24 protein-coding genes are annotated in these 13,727 nt (G+C 70.5%); 12 read left to right on the plus strand and 12 right to left on the minus strand.

Going from position 1 to position 13,727, the window contains the following annotated elements:
- The first annotated feature begins 104 nt into the window (after window positions 1-104).
- The gene (locus MOX02_RS22530; protein ID WP_147028075.1) at window positions 105-353 is read left to right on the plus strand and encodes a hypothetical protein; all 249 of its coding nucleotides are present in this window, start codon (window positions 105-107) and stop codon (window positions 351-353) included.
- Window positions 354-359: 6 nt separating this feature from the next.
- Here MOX02_RS22530 and MOX02_RS22535 read toward each other — a convergent pair whose 3' ends face one another.
- Complete coding sequence (locus MOX02_RS22535) at window positions 360-683, minus strand: hypothetical protein (RefSeq protein WP_147028076.1); 324 nt, start codon at window positions 681-683, stop codon at window positions 360-362.
- 156 nt (window positions 684-839) lie between these two features.
- Between MOX02_RS22535 and MOX02_RS22540 the strand changes: the two genes are divergently transcribed.
- From MOX02_RS22540 to MOX02_RS22555, 4 genes are all read left to right on the plus strand, one after another.
- Complete coding sequence (locus MOX02_RS22540; protein ID WP_147028077.1) at window positions 840-1,091, plus strand: hypothetical protein; 252 nt, start codon at window positions 840-842, stop codon at window positions 1,089-1,091.
- A 34-nt stretch (window positions 1,092-1,125) separates the two neighbouring features.
- Window positions 1,126-1,404 carry a hypothetical protein gene (locus tag MOX02_RS22545; RefSeq protein WP_147028078.1) on the plus strand — a complete coding sequence of 93 codons (279 nt, stop codon included), beginning with the start codon at window positions 1,126-1,128 and terminating at the stop codon, window positions 1,402-1,404.
- Between the two features lie 135 nt (window positions 1,405-1,539).
- Window positions 1,540-1,746 carry a hypothetical protein gene (locus MOX02_RS22550; protein ID WP_147028079.1) on the plus strand — a complete coding sequence of 69 codons (207 nt, stop codon included), beginning with the start codon at window positions 1,540-1,542 and terminating at the stop codon, window positions 1,744-1,746.
- 263 nt (window positions 1,747-2,009) lie between these two features.
- Window positions 2,010-2,462: a hypothetical protein gene (locus tag MOX02_RS22555; protein WP_147028080.1), complete on the plus strand. Its 453-nt coding sequence runs from the start codon at window positions 2,010-2,012 to the stop codon at window positions 2,460-2,462.
- Here the strand turns inward: MOX02_RS22555 and MOX02_RS22560 are convergent.
- Complete coding sequence (locus MOX02_RS22560) at window positions 2,459-3,781, minus strand: leucine-rich repeat-containing protein kinase family protein (protein ID WP_147028081.1); 1,323 nt, start codon at window positions 3,779-3,781, stop codon at window positions 2,459-2,461. The two genes, MOX02_RS22555 and MOX02_RS22560, sit on opposite strands and share 4 nt — an antisense overlap.
- Window positions 3,782-4,042: 261 nt before the next feature.
- Here MOX02_RS22560 and MOX02_RS31460 point away from each other — a divergent pair, with 261 nt between their 5' ends.
- The gene (locus MOX02_RS31460; RefSeq protein WP_170267958.1) at window positions 4,043-4,216 is read left to right on the plus strand and encodes a hypothetical protein; all 174 of its coding nucleotides are present in this window, start codon (window positions 4,043-4,045) and stop codon (window positions 4,214-4,216) included.
- Here MOX02_RS31460 and MOX02_RS22565 read toward each other — a convergent pair.
- Complete coding sequence (locus tag MOX02_RS22565) at window positions 4,193-4,411, minus strand: DUF6894 family protein (protein WP_147028082.1); 219 nt, start codon at window positions 4,409-4,411, stop codon at window positions 4,193-4,195. The two genes, MOX02_RS31460 and MOX02_RS22565, sit on opposite strands and share 24 nt — an antisense overlap.
- 239 nt (window positions 4,412-4,650) lie before the next feature.
- Between MOX02_RS22565 and MOX02_RS22570 the strand changes: the two genes are divergently transcribed.
- Window positions 4,651-5,025, plus strand: coding sequence for a hypothetical protein (locus MOX02_RS22570; protein WP_147028083.1), 375 nt, complete (start codon window positions 4,651-4,653; stop codon window positions 5,023-5,025).
- A gap of 17 nt (window positions 5,026-5,042) precedes the next feature.
- On the opposite strand, the gene MOX02_RS22575 is transcribed toward MOX02_RS22570, so the two are convergent.
- The 4 genes from MOX02_RS22575 to MOX02_RS22590 form a co-directional block, all read right to left on the minus strand.
- Window positions 5,043-5,834, minus strand: coding sequence for a cobalamin-binding protein (locus MOX02_RS22575; protein WP_147028084.1), 792 nt, complete (start codon window positions 5,832-5,834; stop codon window positions 5,043-5,045).
- Window positions 5,835-5,844: 10 nt separating this feature from the next.
- Entirely contained in the window at window positions 5,845-6,369 is a 525-nt protein-coding gene (locus MOX02_RS22580) for a hypothetical protein (RefSeq protein WP_147028085.1), read from the minus strand.
- 93 nt (window positions 6,370-6,462) lie between these two features.
- Window positions 6,463-6,861: a DNA-binding transcriptional response regulator gene (locus tag MOX02_RS22585; RefSeq protein WP_147028086.1), complete on the minus strand. Its 399-nt coding sequence runs from the start codon at window positions 6,859-6,861 to the stop codon at window positions 6,463-6,465.
- Window positions 6,862-7,053, minus strand: a complete 192-nt coding sequence (locus tag MOX02_RS22590; RefSeq protein ID WP_147028087.1) for a hypothetical protein — start codon at window positions 7,051-7,053, stop codon at window positions 6,862-6,864.
- 192 nt (window positions 7,054-7,245) lie between these two features.
- Here MOX02_RS22590 and MOX02_RS22595 point away from each other — a divergent pair, with 192 nt between their 5' ends.
- The 3 genes from MOX02_RS22595 to MOX02_RS22605 all read left to right on the plus strand — a co-directional run bounded on the left by MOX02_RS22595 (window position 7,246) and on the right by MOX02_RS22605 (window position 8,568).
- The gene (locus MOX02_RS22595; RefSeq protein WP_238179563.1) at window positions 7,246-7,809 is read left to right on the plus strand and encodes a GDSL-type esterase/lipase family protein; all 564 of its coding nucleotides are present in this window, start codon (window positions 7,246-7,248) and stop codon (window positions 7,807-7,809) included.
- A 100-nt stretch (window positions 7,810-7,909) separates the two neighbouring features.
- Window positions 7,910-8,221, plus strand: a complete 312-nt coding sequence (locus MOX02_RS22600; RefSeq protein WP_147028088.1) for a hypothetical protein — start codon at window positions 7,910-7,912, stop codon at window positions 8,219-8,221.
- Between the two features lie 137 nt (window positions 8,222-8,358).
- Complete coding sequence (locus MOX02_RS22605) at window positions 8,359-8,568, plus strand: hypothetical protein (protein ID WP_147028089.1); 210 nt, start codon at window positions 8,359-8,361, stop codon at window positions 8,566-8,568.
- 6 nt (window positions 8,569-8,574) lie between these two features.
- On the opposite strand, the gene MOX02_RS22610 is transcribed toward MOX02_RS22605, so the two are convergent.
- Window positions 8,575-8,958 (minus strand): TonB family protein, encoded by a 384-nt coding sequence (locus tag MOX02_RS22610; protein ID WP_238179565.1) that lies wholly within the window; start codon window positions 8,956-8,958, stop codon window positions 8,575-8,577.
- A 325-nt stretch (window positions 8,959-9,283) separates the two neighbouring features.
- Between MOX02_RS22610 and MOX02_RS22615 the strand changes: the two genes are divergently transcribed.
- Complete coding sequence (locus tag MOX02_RS22615) at window positions 9,284-9,694, plus strand: septal ring lytic transglycosylase RlpA family protein (RefSeq protein WP_147028090.1); 411 nt, start codon at window positions 9,284-9,286, stop codon at window positions 9,692-9,694.
- A 93-nt stretch (window positions 9,695-9,787) separates the two neighbouring features.
- On the opposite strand, the gene MOX02_RS22620 is transcribed toward MOX02_RS22615, so the two are convergent.
- The 3 genes from MOX02_RS22620 to MOX02_RS22630 form a co-directional block, all read right to left on the minus strand.
- Window positions 9,788-9,973: a hypothetical protein gene (locus tag MOX02_RS22620; RefSeq protein WP_147028091.1), complete on the minus strand. Its 186-nt coding sequence runs from the start codon at window positions 9,971-9,973 to the stop codon at window positions 9,788-9,790.
- A 106-nt stretch (window positions 9,974-10,079) separates the two neighbouring features.
- Window positions 10,080-10,388 carry a hypothetical protein gene (locus tag MOX02_RS22625; RefSeq protein WP_147028092.1) on the minus strand — a complete coding sequence of 103 codons (309 nt, stop codon included), beginning with the start codon at window positions 10,386-10,388 and terminating at the stop codon, window positions 10,080-10,082.
- Between the two features lie 126 nt (window positions 10,389-10,514).
- On the minus strand, window positions 10,515-10,778 hold the full coding sequence (locus MOX02_RS22630; protein WP_147028093.1) for a hypothetical protein: 264 nt from the start codon (window positions 10,776-10,778) through the stop codon (window positions 10,515-10,517).
- 357 nt (window positions 10,779-11,135) lie between these two features.
- Here MOX02_RS22630 and MOX02_RS22635 point away from each other — a divergent pair, with 357 nt between their 5' ends.
- Entirely contained in the window at window positions 11,136-12,221 is a 1,086-nt protein-coding gene (locus MOX02_RS22635; RefSeq protein WP_147028094.1) for a calcium-binding protein, read from the plus strand.
- A gap of 266 nt (window positions 12,222-12,487) precedes the next feature.
- Here the strand turns inward: MOX02_RS22635 and MOX02_RS22640 are convergent, their stop codons facing one another.
- Complete coding sequence (locus tag MOX02_RS22640; protein ID WP_170267959.1) at window positions 12,488-13,366, minus strand: calcium-binding protein; 879 nt, start codon at window positions 13,364-13,366, stop codon at window positions 12,488-12,490.
- Window positions 13,367-13,727: the final 361 nt, after the last annotated feature.

The raw sequence follows: 13,727 nt of genomic DNA on the forward strand, positions 1-13,727 counted from the left end.
CATCGGCCATGTCTGCCGCCTACGGTCAAGCTAACCCATTCTCGTCGCGATCACTTGGTCTACGGCTCCCGCCCGGCGCGACCGGGCCGTATGGAGTCGAGACATTGCTGGTACGTACCGCCTTCGCCCTCCTTCTCACCACCGCCGCCGCCGCGGCAGCTCCGAACGGGGCCGCGTCCTCGGATCGCAGCGAGCTGAAGAAGTACTGCACCGGCGACTACTTCACCTATTGCGGCGACCTGGAGCCGGACGGCCCCGAGGTTCAGGCCTGCTTCCGGCAGAACAAGGCCAAGCTCTCGCCGAACTGCCAGGCCGCCATCACCGCCTACACAAAGGGCCAGAAGCGGGGCTGAAGCGCCTCAGGCCGGCTCGCCGGCCCCCGGCTCGGAGCCGCGGCCGACGATCTCCAGGGCGCGCAGGACCGCCAAGCCGATCGCGTCGGCGTCGACGCGGCCCTCCGGGGTCGCGGGCGTGACCGCCACGGCCTCCACCTCGTCGCTGCCGAGCGCGCCGACGAAGACCGTGAAGACCGGACCCTGCGGCTCCGACTCGTCCGCGACGAGGCCGACCCGGTATCCGGCCTCCTCGCCGTAGAGACAGAGTGCCTCCGCGGCGCGGCGTGTATCCGGCTGCGCCTCGGCGCGGCGGGCCTTGCCGAATTCGGGACGGATGACGTTGCTCATCCGCGCGAGCATAGCGGAGAGCGGGCCGAGTTCACGGGAAAAAGCGTCGCGCGGCGGGTTCTCCACCCCGGCCCCGCGGCGAGGTTTAACCGATCCACAACGCCTTGCCTGCCAGAGACGGGCGCGGGGGAAGCGTTCGGGACAGATCGATCCGTGATGGAACAGCCTTTCCGCACTGCCTGCATGCTCTGCCGCCGCTCGATGCGGCTCGGCGGCGGCCTCGGCGAGGGGCGGCACGTCGCCGCCTGGAACGTCGCGGTCTGCGATCCGTGCCACGTGGAGAACCCGCAGGGACCGAGCCTCGCGCGCCATCCGCGGCTCGCCGCCTATCTTCGTTCGAAGGGTATCGCGTCCGCCGAGAACGGCGCGGGCTTCGTCGCCTGGCCGGCGGAGCGCGAGGCCGCCTGAGGCGTCCGCCGGGCCCGCGGGCAGGGAGAGCCGCATGGCCGAGTACTGGATCAACGCCTTCCGGCGCTGGGACGGCGCCACGGTCTTCCGGGAGTCCGACGCGACCGGCCGGCCGAACCGGCGCCGGGCCGAGACGCCGATGCTCTACCAGGGCACCTGCCGGCTGACCTATCGTGTCCGCGTCCGGCCGAGATGCGCTGAGGCCGCGGCCTGCGGGCGCCTCGCGGCGGACGGGTTCATCGCCCTATCGGACACCTGCCCCCGCTGCGGGGCACCGCCCCCCATCGTGTGCGCCGCCGCCTTCCGCACCTGAACCCGCATCGGTCACCCCGATCATCAAGATCCGTCCTCGGCTCTGCCGGAAGCGGGTCAGGGTCGGCGAAACTGTGGGTTCCGCCCGCGGCCGCGCGGGCTACCATCCGCCGCACAAGAACTCGGAGTGCCAGGGATGGAAACGAAGCAGCGCGAGCTGGAGGCCCGCATCATCGCGATCGAGTACAGCCTGCAGGTGATCGTCAACTGCCTGTCCGACCGCGATTCCCTCGACCGCGGCAAGCTCCTGCGGCTGCTGCGCTCGGCGGCGGAGGAGCCGGCGGCCGGCGCCTCGAACGCGAGCGTCCCGGCGGCCCTGGTCGGGCTCGCGGAGCGGCTCTGAGCCGCGCGTGCGGTTCCGGACGGAGCGGGCGCGGCGATTGACCCGCCCCGCGCGGGCGGCGGACAACCCGGAACGCGGCTCTCGCCGCACACCTCGAAAGCACCTCGGCCCGCCCGGCTCCACCCCCTTGGCCGCGGCGGGCCCTTCTCGGTGCTGCCCGTCCCGACAGGCCGCACTCAGTACGGAAGGAAACCGGGGCTGCCGCTCACCTGAACGGGGCGCGGCCTGAGCTGTTCTCCTCCTCGAAGGAGAGCGATATGTCCTTGCCCCGCATCGCTTTCACGGCGATCCTCGTGTGCGCCGCGACCGCAGCGCCGGCCCAGACCGAGGGCCAGCCGCGGCGCCTCGACGTGCCCTCCGGCCCACCGACGAAGCAGCAGGCCGACCTCGACACGATGAAGCTCGCCGCCGCTCACCGCGAGCGCGCGGAGACGGTGCAGGAGCGCACGAACGGCCTCTGGCAATCCTGGCTCGTCTCGATCTGCGAGGGCTGCGGCCCGAGCGGACGGCGGTATCAGGATACGATCCGGGACGACATGCAGCGGAACATCCCGACCTTCACCCAGAATACCGCGAGTGCCCAGGACGCGGCCGGGTTCGAGCGTGCGCGGATGCGCACGAGCCGGGCCCTGCCTGCCGGGAGCTACAGCCGGCGCCTGTATACGGACCTCTCGCCGGAGGCGGTCGACCAGATCCGGCGCAGCCCCGCCCGCTAGGCCCGCTCCCGTCCCGACCGGGCGAGGTCGCCGAGAACGTCCGCCATGCGGGGGCGCGCCGCGGCGTCCCCCCGGGTGCAGTCGGCCTCCAGCGCACGGAGCGGCGCCATCCCGGCATCGTCGGGCGGGCAGAGGGCGAGAAGCTCGCCGAGGAGCAGGCCCCAGGCTCGAACCTCGACCCGCTCCCAGGCCGCTCCCATCGGGCCCTGCGGCAACAGGCAGGCGGCGCCGAAATCGGTCAGGACCGCCTCGCCCTCCGTTCCGTCCCAGAGGATGTTGTGCGCGTAGAGGTCGCCGTGGAGCAGACCGCGCCCGTGCAGGTGCGCGGCCGCCCGCGCAGCGGCGGTAGCGAGCGCGCGGGCGGTCCCGAGGCCGAGGCGGAGCTCCGGATCGTAGACGTCCCGGCTGCAGCTCGCGAGGCTCGGCGGGTCGGCGAGAACCCGCCAGTTCGCGGGCAGGAGCGGCATCAGCAGCCCCTGCGCGCCGTCCGGATGGCCGGTCAGGCGGCCGAGCGCCCCTGCCAGGTTCGGGTGCGCACCGGCCGCGAGGCAGGCGGCCATCTCCCGCTCCGGAAGGCCGTCGCTCGTCATCGCCCCCTTGAACAGCTTGAGGGCGACGGGCCGCTCTCCCGAACCCTGGCGCCAGAGTGCGCGGTGCACCCGGCCCGAGGCGCCCTCGCCGAGAAGCTCGCCCGTGACGATGTCGGCTGAGGCCACATCGGCGGCCGCCGCCGGTGCGCCGGCAGGCTCGCACGGGTTGCCGGCCCAGGAGATCCAGGCGAGCCGGGGCAGGGCGGAGAGCCAGGCCGGAATCGCGTCGAGGTCGTTGGCGGAGAGCCGCACCAGCTCCAGCCGGCCGGCCCTCGCGAGCCCGGGCGGCAAGCCCCGCAGACGGTTGCCGGCGAGCATGAGCTTCTGCAGGTTCGGCCGCGCGCCGATCGCCTCGGGCAGATGCGCGATCCGGTTGTCGGTCAGCGTCAGCCAGCGCAGGGCAGGGGGCAGCGCCTCACCCGGAACCTCCCGGATCCCACAGGCCCTGAAGCCGATCTGAGAGAGTTCGGGGCAGTCGCCGAGGACGGGGGGCAGGCGCTCGAACCGGTTGCCCGAGCAGAACAGAACCCGCAGCCGACTCAGGCGCCCCATCTCGGCGGGCAACTCCGTCAGCGCGTTGCCGGTCAGGTCGAGAACCTCCAGCGTGTCGGCGAGGCCGAAGATCTCCGCCGGGAGGGAGGTGAGCCCGCCCGTGAGGCGAAGCTCGCGCGCGCCGGCAAGATCGCCGCGGCGCAGCGCCTGCAGCGAGTGGGAGGTCGGGGTCTGCATCCGGAGTTCCGCGGGCGTGAAGGACGCGACCACAGGCGGCGCGGCGCGGCACCCGTCAAGGGGCAGGGGCTCGCGCCCGGCACGGTTCTAGGGCCGTTCAGCCTCTCGGAGCGTAGCTATTGACGAAAACGATGGCGCGTTATAGCACAGGCTTCAAATGTAACAATTGGTATTTCTTTAAGATCAAAGCCGGGTCATGCTCGGCTCTACCGATTCGCGCAGTGCAATTCCGGATTAATCCTTCAGTATAGGAGGCGCGTCATGCTGTCCGGCGGTGGAATCTCGGAAGGGATGCTGTTGCAGGTCGACGCGTTCGGCTCCTTCGCGTCTCCGGCGCCCGGCGCAGCGGGCGCGCTGGTGCGGGCCCATGTGCGGGCCATTCTGCGCAAGATCCCGCGGTTGCCCCTCGCCTCAGCCGAGGTCAAGAGCGCGTAGGAGGGTTCCGGCCTCGTCCCTGATCTCCATCTGCCAGCCGCCGGCATCACCTGGCAGCTCGCCCGCGGCCCTCAACTCCGCGATGGCCGCCTCGGCTTCCGCGAGCGCTTGGTCGAGATCGTCCGCGACGACCCCAGTGGGATCCTCGATCACGGCCTCGGCATGCACCAACCGGAAGAAGTAGCGCTGAGCCATCGGGCGCTGCCGTGAGGGTTATTCGGAGGTAGGCAGCAGCCGGCGAAACGAGCGGCCCTGCGCGCATGAGGCAATACCGGCGGCGCTCTTGTAAAGCCTCCTTCCGGTGGATCGGACGCCTCCCGGCGAGCGCAAAGGGCTTAACGTGCCGCGAACCGTCGCCGGGTGCTCTCGGTGCGGGAGCGGCGGCGGCACCACGGCGTTGTCAGCGGACGATTGGCACCGGACCGGAGGCGCAGGTGGCGGCGAAGCTCGGGGAGGCACTGAGAGCGGCGACCGCCGAGGGGAGGGCCCGGGCGCGCGCCTTCCCGGGCAGGACCGGCCAGGACGAATTGCCCTTCGCGGTGACCGCCGCGTTCGACGCCCGGATCCGCGGGCAGGTGGAGCGCGACCCGCGCATCGAGGACGAGCGGGACCGGGTGCTGATCGCTGCCGTGAAGCTGGCCGAGACGCCGCCCGACGAGGAGCCCGACGGTTTCGCCGAAGCGCGCGAGGGGCTCATCGTGGCGATCGACGGGCTGGAGCGCGTCACCCTGCGACACGGCATCGTGAGCGCCCGCGGCGAGCGGGACGGCGGCGGAACGCGCGGCGAGCCCCTCGCAGCGCAGGACTGAGGGTCGTCCTCACGCTCTCAGTGCGGGATCGGCGGATGCAGCGCGGCGCGGATAGCGTCGAGCCCGTCCGTCAGTGCGGCCGGTCCCGGTTGGAGGATCAGGGCCGACTTGATCTCGACGATCCGGCCCCGGGCGACCGCCGGGATCCCGTCCCAGCCCGGACGCGCCGCGATGCGGCCGGGCACAACCTTCTTTCCGCACCACGAGGCGAGGATCACATCCGGTGCCGCCGCGACCACCGCCTCCGGCGCCACGATCCGATCCCGGGCCGCGGGCTCGCGCGCGAGGTCGGGGAAGACATCGGCGCCGCCTGCGATCCCGATCAGATCCGAGACCCAGCCGATCCCCGAGATCAGCGGAGCGTCCCACTCCTCGAAGTAGACGCGCGGCCGCGGGCGCTCGCGCACGGCCGCGGCGACCGAGGCGAGACGGGCCTCGAAGCCCGCGGCAAGGTCGGCGGCGTGCCCGGGGCAGCCGACGAGCGCGCCGAGGGTGCGGATCATCGCGAGGATGCCGCTCACGTCGCGCTGGTTGAAGAGGTGCACGGCGATGCCGGCTCGGGCGAGATCTGCCGCGATCTCCGCCTGCAGGTCCGAGAAGGCGAGGACGAGATCGGGCGCGAGCGCCAGGATCCTGGGCAGGTCGGCGCTGGTGAAGGCCGAGACCCGCGGCTTATCCCGACGCACCCGGGGCGGCCGCACGGCGTAGCCGGAGACGCCGACGATGCGGTCCTCCTCGCCGAGGAGGTACAGGGTCTCGACCGTCTCCTCGGTCAGGCAGACGATCCGCTCCGGCGGGAAGCGGCGCATGCCGGCCGCCTCAGGCGGCGCGGGCGTGCCGGTGCACGAGGGTCTCGGCCAGTGCCCGCAGGGCGAGGGCTGCCGCGAGCGTGGCGAGGTTGATCAGGAAGAGGCGCACGACGACCGCCGGCGCGTAGGCCCCCGCGCTTCCCGGCAGCGCCAGGGCGGCCAGGGCGAGGGCGGCCTCGTAGGCGGCGAACGCGCCGAGGAGGCCCGCGAGCGTGCGGGCGACCGGGGCTTGCCGCCCGGCCATATCGGCGGCCGGAACCGCGAGGAGCGCCGCGCCGCCGATGGCGAGGCCCCAGCCCAGAGTCACCACGTCCGCCGGATATCCGAGGAGCCCGAAGCCGACGATCTGGTTCAGGAGCCACGCCGTGCCGACGGCGAGAAGGGCCTGAGGGCGCGGCAGGGCGATGACGGAGAGCGCCGCGAGGGCGGCGAAGGGCGTCGCGCAGGCCAGGGCTGCGCTCAGCAACACCGAGGCCGTAGCGACCGCGCCGACAAAGACGACGTTCGAGGGCGTGGGGGCGGCTGCATCCGTCATGCGCGTCTCGTCGGGTCGGAAGGAAGGCTCTTGCCGTGGCCTCCATCCTAGCGCGGATCGGGCGCGGACGCCTACCCAAACACGCGCTGCCCGTCAGGAGACGAGGGCCTGAGGCTCGTGCACGGCCCGATGCGCCTCGACGAGAACGTCGAGGGGTAGCCACGGCCGCCGCAGGCAGGTCGCCGATCGGGGCAGGTCGCGGATGCAGGCCTCCGGCTCGAGAGCGGTCACGACGAGGCGGATGCCCGGCCACAGCTTGCCGACGGCCGCGGCCAGGCGAAGCCCGTCCCGCTCCGAGCCGAGCGAGGCCCGCGTGAGTAGCAAGGCAACGTCCTCGCCGCAGCTCTGCAGCACCTCGACGGCGGCCTCGCCGCTGGCACAGGTGATGACGTCGAGATCCGTCTCCTCCAAGAGAGTCACGGCCCGCTCGCGCTCGGCCGGAACGGTTTCGACCACGAGGGCGAGAGGCGGCGTATGGGTGATCGTCCGCATTCAGTCCGCTCCTTTCGGCTCCGTCCGGCGCAGGCGCCGCTCGACCTCGGCGGCGAGCTTCGTCCACCGCTCCGGAGGGTTCTCCCGGACCTGCGGCTCGTAGAGTTCCGCAAGGCCGCGGGCGATCCCATGCAGTCGGGGATCGGTGGTCACATCCGAATGGAACGGGCGACGTGTGCTGCAGTCGCGCATGGAGTCTCCTCCCGGGGAGACGCTGCGTCCGTCATCCCGAGCTTTGGATTAACCTGTGTCAGGTTTACGTAACCAATGACGCGGGCAGCAGATGGTTTCACCGCGACCGCAAACGGATCTTGTGAGGACGTCCCGTCCGGGCGATGAGCGGGCGCGAGCGAGGGGCTCGCCACGGGCAGCCGGAGACCATCCATGACAGCCGGAGCGATGCCGCGGCCGATCGTCTTCATCGGCGATTCCATCACCGAGGCCTGGGGCTACGAGCGGCCGGCTCTGTTCGCGGAGCACGGCTTCGTCAACCGGGGGGTGGGCGGCGAGACCTCGGGACGGATCCGGGCGCGCTTCCGCCAGGACCTCCTCGCCGCGGGAGCGCGCGGCGTGCACCTGATGTGCGGGATCAACGACATCGCCGAGAACGAGGGGCCGGTGCCGCTCGGCGAGGTGCAGGACAACATCGCCGCGATGGTCTCGGAGGCCAGGGGCCTCGGCCTCCCGGCCTGGCTCGGCTCGGTGACGCCGGCGGCATCGATCGCCTGGAACCCGGAGATCTCGCCCGGGCCCTCGATCGCTGTCCTGAACCGCTGGCTGAGGGATTTCGCCGCGCGGAGCGGGGCCGGCTTCGCCGATTACCACGCCGCCCTCGCCACCGGGACCGGTGCCCTGCGGCCGGAATACGGGACCGACGGGGTGCATCTGAGCGGGGCGGGCTACCGCGCGATTGAGCCCGTCCTGCTGGCGGTCCTGCGGGGCGCCTGAGCGGCGGCGGACCGCCTTGCCGGGATGCGTCCCGCGGCCGATATCGGGAGTGTCTTCGCGGCGGGCGCTTGGTCCCCGCGCTCGACGGGAGGCCGCCGGCATGGACAGGTTTCGGCTTCTGGCGCTCGCAACGGCCCTCGTCCTGCTCCCCGCCGCGGCGGCGGCGCAGGAAGGTCCTTCGGGGCGGCCCTTCACGCCCGCTCTGTCCTGCGAGAGCGTTCGCCTCCTCGTGGCGCGGGCCGGCGCGGTGACGCTGTCGACGAGCGCCAACGCCTACGAGCGCGTGCTGCGCTCGGGCGGCACCTGCACGGGCGACACCACCGCTGCCCCCGCCTTCGTTCCGGCCCGCGACGATCCCTCCTGCTTCGCCGGCTACCGCTGCCGCCAGCGCAACACCGACACGAGCTACTGACGGGCTCGCTCGGGAGATCGGCTCCGGCGCCTGGAGGTCCCTCGCGTGGAATGCGAGCGGATCGCGACACGGAGCACGCAACATTCGAGACCCGCGACGCGATCGTCCCGCAACACGGGAGGCCTATCACGGCTCCCATGACGAACCGCATCGCCTTCCCGCTCCGCCTCCTCTGGTGCCCGCTCGCCCTCGCGCTCGCCGCCCTCGCCATCGGCGTGGCATGGCTGATCCGGCCGCGCGGCCTCGACTTCGACAGCGAGAACTTCCTGTCCTCGGCGCTCGCCGCGACCGGAGTGCTGATGGCACTCTCGGCACTGCCGCTCTCGGGGCGCGGCGACGAGGCTTGAGCCCGCTCAGCGGCGGCGTGTGAGGTCGAGAGGGAAGCTGAGTTCCGTCGTCCCGTCCTCGGTGAGGAGTTCCGGAGGCGGAGGGGCGAAGGGTGCCGCCGCCCGCGCGGCCGCGACGGCTCGGGGGCCGAGCGCGCCGGACTTCGAGCCGTTCTCGATCGCAGCGTCCTTCAGGCTGCCGTCGCCAGCGATGCGGATGCGGATCGTGACGATGCCGCCGCGTGCCCGCGGCGCCGCAGCGCGGTCCGCGGCACCGATCCGCGTCACCACCTCGGAGAGCCAATCCCGGACGGCGGCGCCGACCGCGGGCTCGGCGAGGCTCATGCCGGGCAGCGGCAGGCAGAGAGCGGCGCAGACGGACAGGCGAAACAGGAGCGAACGCAGGAACATCGATGTCTCGGGGGCGGGGAGGGCTGAGGGTCCCGCACTCCACCTGCCATCGCAAAGGCAGCGGCCTGAGGGCCAAAGGATGACCTTTTGCCGACAGCGTCGGCGGCCCCCGCGTTGGCACGCTCCTCCCATCTCAGTTCAAGCAAGCACAATGTCGTCGCGAATATTTTCAGCTATTTCCTAGCACAGCAAGCGATTACTTAGGGACTCGTTCGCCAAAAATGCGGCCCCGCACCCACTTTCCGGCCATATTGCACCGCAACATAGTCTCGCCGCATTCTCCGACATTTTGCCGGCCCGTCGAAAACAACAACGGGAATGCAGAATGGCCTCGACCGTTCGCCTCGCGCTCTTCGCTCTCGCCGTCACGGCCGGCCTCGCTACGAGCGGCCTCGCCGCCGCCGACGCGCAGGCCCGGAGCGCGCACGCACGCGGCGTGAAGGCCGGAAGCCATCACGGCCAGTCCGGCGTCGCGTCCTGGTACGGGCCGGGGTTTCAAGGTCGGCGCACGGCCAACGGCGAGCGCTTCAACACGCACGCCCTGACGGCGGCACACCGCACGCTGCCCTTCGGCACCCGCGTCCGCGTGACGAACAAGGTCAACGGGCGCTCCGTGGTGGTGCGCATCAACGATCGCGGCCCGTTCGTCGGCGGCCGAGTCATCGATCTGTCGAACGCCTCCGCCCGCGCCATCGGTGTGTCGGGCACGGCCCGGGTCAACCTCGCCCGGCTCTAGGCGCAGCACCTCCCTCGGGCAGCCCGGTGAGGCCCCTTCCCCGCGGGGCGGGGAAGGGGCCTCATGGCGTCAGCCGATCCCTTCGTCAGCCGATCACTGGCCGGCCGGCTTGTTGGCGGGAGCGGGGGTCGGAGAGGCCGGCGGCGTGGGCGCAGGGTTCGTCGGCGCGGTGGTGGTCGAAGCCGGAGGCGTGGTCGGCGGAGTCTCGGCTTTCTTCTCGTCCTTGCAGGCGGCGAGGGCCAGCATGGCGGCCAGCGGCAGCAGGATCTTCATGCGCATGAGCGTTCCTCCATCCATCGAGCGAACCTCGATCAGGGACGGAGGAACGCCGGGCCGCCGCAAGAGTTCAGCACAGCCTGTGGAGGACAGTGTTCCGGTCGGCCTCTCAGGCTCGCAGCGGCACCGGCGAGAGCGGCGTTCCCGCCACGGCGCCGATGGCGATCATCTCGGGCGTGCGGGTCAGCGGCGCGTGTCGAAAGTCGCCGAGGCCCCGCGCCTTCAGCCAGAGCTGGTAGGCGCGCTCGCGGGCATTGAAGGCCTGCCGCAGGCGCGAGCCCGGCTCTCCGCGCGCCTCCGGGGCGTAGCGCAGGCGCGCGGGAGCATCGGCGCCGTGCCGCTGCGCCATCTCCGTGCGCCAAGCCTCGTCGGCCTGACGGAACAGGAAGTCGGTGTTCTGCCGATTGGTCGCCGCCAAGGTCCGCTCCCGATGAACCGCCCGCCGGCCATTTGCCCGCAGGCTCGAAGCTCCTGATCTGGAGCGGGATCGCGCGATGTCACCCCGCACTCCGTTTGCGGCAGGAGCAATGCCGGGCTTTTCGTCTCAGGCGCCCCCCTCGCGGCGGATCGCGTCGACGAGCGTATCGACGAACGCCTCCGCCTCGTCGCCGAGCGAGATCTGCGTCTCGCTCGCGGTGGCGAGCCCCCGCCGCTCCAGTTCGGCGACGCCATCCGGGTCGGCCTCGTGGCCGTGGCCGTCGCGGCGCACCACCGAGGTCACGCGCTCGCCGCTGAGCAGGCGGTGATAGGCGGCGAAGGTGAAGATCGAGAGGGCCTTGTCGGACAGGCCCTGCGTGTTCGTTGCCATCGGCGTGCACCTCCTTGACGCGTCGAGACGGAACGCGACAGGCCGGATCCGGGTCCCTCGATGCGAAATCAGCCGGCTCTCGCACCAGGGACTTGCGCGACCCAGCGCAAACATCCAGACCGCCGAACACGCCCAGGTAAAAGCTTTGCCTTATGTTGCATCAGCTTGCTGAGCGTTACATTTTGCCGCAGTAGGAAAAACACTACGCTGCACCAGCCAAGGTCAAATTAAAGTCAGATTGATTATTTTGCAGTGCAGTATAATCGATGCGGTTAATCCATGTGAACGCCGACACATCGAGAAGATCTAGCCTGAACGCAGGCTGAAAGTCAGCTGTCCAGCTTAGGAGCGGCGCGCATGGCAACGATTTCTGGCACCAATGGGCCCGACAACCTCACCGGCACGAACGACGACGACATCATCCTCGGTCTTCTGGGCAACGACACCATCACCGATCCCGGCGGCTTCAATCGCATCGACGGTCAGGACGGTAACGACACGATCACAGGTGGCAACGATCTCGACTACATCGCCGGTGGTCCCGGCGACGACACGATCTTCGGCCGCAACGGCAACGACCAGATCATCGGCGAGGCCGGCAACGATACGATCTACACGCAGGAGGGCGACGATTACGCCGCGGGCAACCCCGGCGACGACATCCTCTACGGCGGGGTCGGCAACGACTTCCTCGTCGGCGAGGCCGGGCGCGACCAAGTCTTCGGCGAGCAGGGCGACGACTTCGTCGCCGGCGGCGACGACGACGACACGCTGGACGGCGGCGTGGGCAACGACCTCGTCGACGGCGACCTCGGCAACGACACCCTGTTCGGCCGCGCCGGAAACGACGTGCTGTTCGGGGATGCGGGCGACGACCGGATGACCGGCGGCGCGGGAAACGACACGCTCGACGGTGCTCTCGGTCGCGACACCGCCGTGTTCGACTTCACGCTGGCGAACGCCACCATCGACTCCCGTGGATCCCTCGTGGTCGTGCAAGGAGCGGACGGGACCGACACCGTGAAGAACGTCGAAGTGTTCGAATTCGGTAGCCGCACGATCGTGCAGGGCGATGGCCGTCCTCTTGTCGATGACCTGTTCTATCTCAGCCAGAACCCCGACGTGGCGGCCGCCGGCCTCGACGCGGACGATCACTACGCGGCCTTCGGCTGGCGGGAGGGGCGCGACCCGAACGCCTTCTTCGACACGGACGGCTATCTGGCCCGCTACACCGACGTGCGGGCGGCCGGCATCAACCCGCTGGAGCATTACCTTGCCTTCGGCTGGAAGGAAGGTCGCGATCCGTCCGCCAACTTCGACACGCGCGGCTACCTCGCGGCCAATCCCGATGTCGCGGCGGCCGGCATCAACCCGCTGCAGCATTACCTGGAGTTCGGTGCGGCGGAGGGACGCGCGGTGGTGAGCGACGGCATCTTCGCCTGAGACCGCCCACCGTCAGGCCGGGGCGTGCAGAACCGGCGGCGCGGGCGCGTGCCTGCCCTGCCGCCGGGGAACTCAGCGCACCGGCACGAAAAAGCCCCGCGGCGCGTGCGACCGCGGGGCGAAGTGGTCGGAACGAGACGCAGGGACCTGGTCTCGTCCGGTGATGATGCGCGCTGGCGCGGCGCGTGCAAGGGGCCCACCGCCGCCCAAAAAGATGCCGGGACCGGCGCAGAAGGATTATCCTGCGCCGCTCCCCGACCGCGCCCTCAGCCGAAGACGCCGTCGTCGACCACCGCGCGGCCCTCGACCACGCCGAAGGCGAGGTAGTGCTCGAGCGGGTTGATGCCCGCCGCCCGCACGTCGGGATTGGCCGCCAGATAGGCCTTCGTGTCGAAATCGTCGGACGGATCGCGTCCTTCCTTCCAGCCGAAGTTGCGATAGTGCTCCAGCGGGTTGATGCCGGCTGCCCGCACGTCGGCATAGGCTTCGAGATAGCCGTCCGTGTCGAAGAAGGCGTTCGGATCGCGCCCCTCCCGCCAGCCGAAGGCCGCGTAGTGGGCGTCCGCATCGAGGCCGGCCGCCGCGACATCCGGGTTCTGGCTCAGGTAGTGCAAATCGTCGACGAGCGCGTTGCCGTCGTTCTGCCGTACGATGAGCGAGCCGAAGACGAAGGTCTCGACCGAGATGGTCTGCACGAACACGTCGCCGACGTCCCCGCCATCGTCGTCATCGTCGTCGTCGTCATCGTCGAGCGCCGCGCCCTGCACCGGCGCGTCGTCATCGTCGTCATCATCATCGTCATCGTCGACGCCGGAGGAGATGGTGGCGACCGCGCCGCGCGCGTTGATCACGAGATCGCTGATCGAGGCGCCCAGGTTGAGGATGTCGACGCCGGCCTCGCCGTCGAAGACGAAGCGGCCGTTGACCAGGTCGAGGGTGTCGTTGCCGCCGCCGCCCAGGAAGGTGCCGTTGGTGAAGGTGGCGTTCAGAGCCTCGTTGCCGCTGCCGCCGACGACGAGGACCTGATTGAAACTGTCGTCGTCGCCCGTGATATTGAACAGATCGTCACCGCCATTGCCGTAGATGATGATCTCGTCGTCGTCTTCTCCGATATTGAAGATCTCGGTTGCGCTACTGCCACGCACTACTCTCGCCACGGCGTCTCTCCCATAGCCCGACCGCAAGGCCGGCATCTGAAGAAGAGTAGGCGGGAGCGCTCGTCCTGTTAAGCGCCTATTCGCCCCAGGCGCTATTGCCTATTTATCCCGGCTGATTTGCCGAAAGAGCCCGCCATAACATTCGATGCTGGCCGGCGAGGCCGCGCGGAGACTGTCGAGGATCGGGGGCACAGGATGCGGGCGGAAGCGGGCTGCACCTGTGACGCGCCGGTCCCGTCGGGAGCTCTGAAGCTTCGCGGGAGCAGGACGATCTGCGAGGCCGGCCTCGAAGCAGGATCGGACCAGAGACGTCAACTCGCGCGCGAAGAAACCTCGGCAAGAGCCGAAC

This window comes from Methylobacterium oxalidis, assembly GCF_007992195.1.
GTDB classification, from domain to species: domain Bacteria; phylum Pseudomonadota; class Alphaproteobacteria; order Rhizobiales; family Beijerinckiaceae; genus Methylobacterium; species Methylobacterium oxalidis.

Bases quoted from the DNA above. Each gene is read 5' to 3' on its own strand.
- MOX02_RS22535 (WP_147028076.1), bottom strand. From the start codon at position 683: ATGAGCAACGTCATCCGTCCCGAATTCGGCAAGGCCCGCCGCGCCGAG.
- MOX02_RS22540 (WP_147028077.1), top strand. From the start codon at position 840: ATGGAACAGCCTTTCCGCACTGCCTGCATGCTCTGCCGCCGCTCGATG.
- MOX02_RS22545 (WP_147028078.1), top strand. From the start codon at position 1,126: ATGGCCGAGTACTGGATCAACGCCTTCCGGCGCTGGGACGGCGCCACG.
- MOX02_RS22550 (WP_147028079.1), top strand. From the start codon at position 1,540: ATGGAAACGAAGCAGCGCGAGCTGGAGGCCCGCATCATCGCGATCGAG.
- MOX02_RS22560 (WP_147028081.1), bottom strand. From the start codon at position 3,781: ATGCAGACCCCGACCTCCCACTCGCTGCAGGCGCTGCGCCGCGGCGAT.
- MOX02_RS31460 (WP_170267958.1), top strand. From the start codon at position 4,043: ATGCTGTCCGGCGGTGGAATCTCGGAAGGGATGCTGTTGCAGGTCGAC.
- MOX02_RS22565 (WP_147028082.1), bottom strand. From the start codon at position 4,411: ATGGCTCAGCGCTACTTCTTCCGGTTGGTGCATGCCGAGGCCGTGATC.
- MOX02_RS22575 (WP_147028084.1), bottom strand. From the start codon at position 5,834: ATGCGCCGCTTCCCGCCGGAGCGGATCGTCTGCCTGACCGAGGAGACG.
- MOX02_RS22580 (WP_147028085.1), bottom strand. From the start codon at position 6,369: ATGACGGATGCAGCCGCCCCCACGCCCTCGAACGTCGTCTTTGTCGGC.
- MOX02_RS22585 (WP_147028086.1), bottom strand. From the start codon at position 6,861: ATGCGGACGATCACCCATACGCCGCCTCTCGCCCTCGTGGTCGAAACC.
- MOX02_RS22590 (WP_147028087.1), bottom strand. From the start codon at position 7,053: ATGCGCGACTGCAGCACACGTCGCCCGTTCCATTCGGATGTGACCACC.
- MOX02_RS22595 (WP_238179563.1), top strand. From the start codon at position 7,246: ATGACAGCCGGAGCGATGCCGCGGCCGATCGTCTTCATCGGCGATTCC.
- MOX02_RS22600 (WP_147028088.1), top strand. From the start codon at position 7,910: ATGGACAGGTTTCGGCTTCTGGCGCTCGCAACGGCCCTCGTCCTGCTC.
- MOX02_RS22605 (WP_147028089.1), top strand. From the start codon at position 8,359: ATGACGAACCGCATCGCCTTCCCGCTCCGCCTCCTCTGGTGCCCGCTC.
- MOX02_RS22610 (WP_238179565.1), bottom strand. From the start codon at position 8,958: ATGTTCCTGCGTTCGCTCCTGTTTCGCCTGTCCGTCTGCGCCGCTCTC.
- MOX02_RS22615 (WP_147028090.1), top strand. From the start codon at position 9,284: ATGGCCTCGACCGTTCGCCTCGCGCTCTTCGCTCTCGCCGTCACGGCC.
- MOX02_RS22620 (WP_147028091.1), bottom strand. From the start codon at position 9,973: ATGCGCATGAAGATCCTGCTGCCGCTGGCCGCCATGCTGGCCCTCGCC.
- MOX02_RS22630 (WP_147028093.1), bottom strand. From the start codon at position 10,778: ATGGCAACGAACACGCAGGGCCTGTCCGACAAGGCCCTCTCGATCTTC.
- MOX02_RS22635 (WP_147028094.1), top strand. From the start codon at position 11,136: ATGGCAACGATTTCTGGCACCAATGGGCCCGACAACCTCACCGGCACG.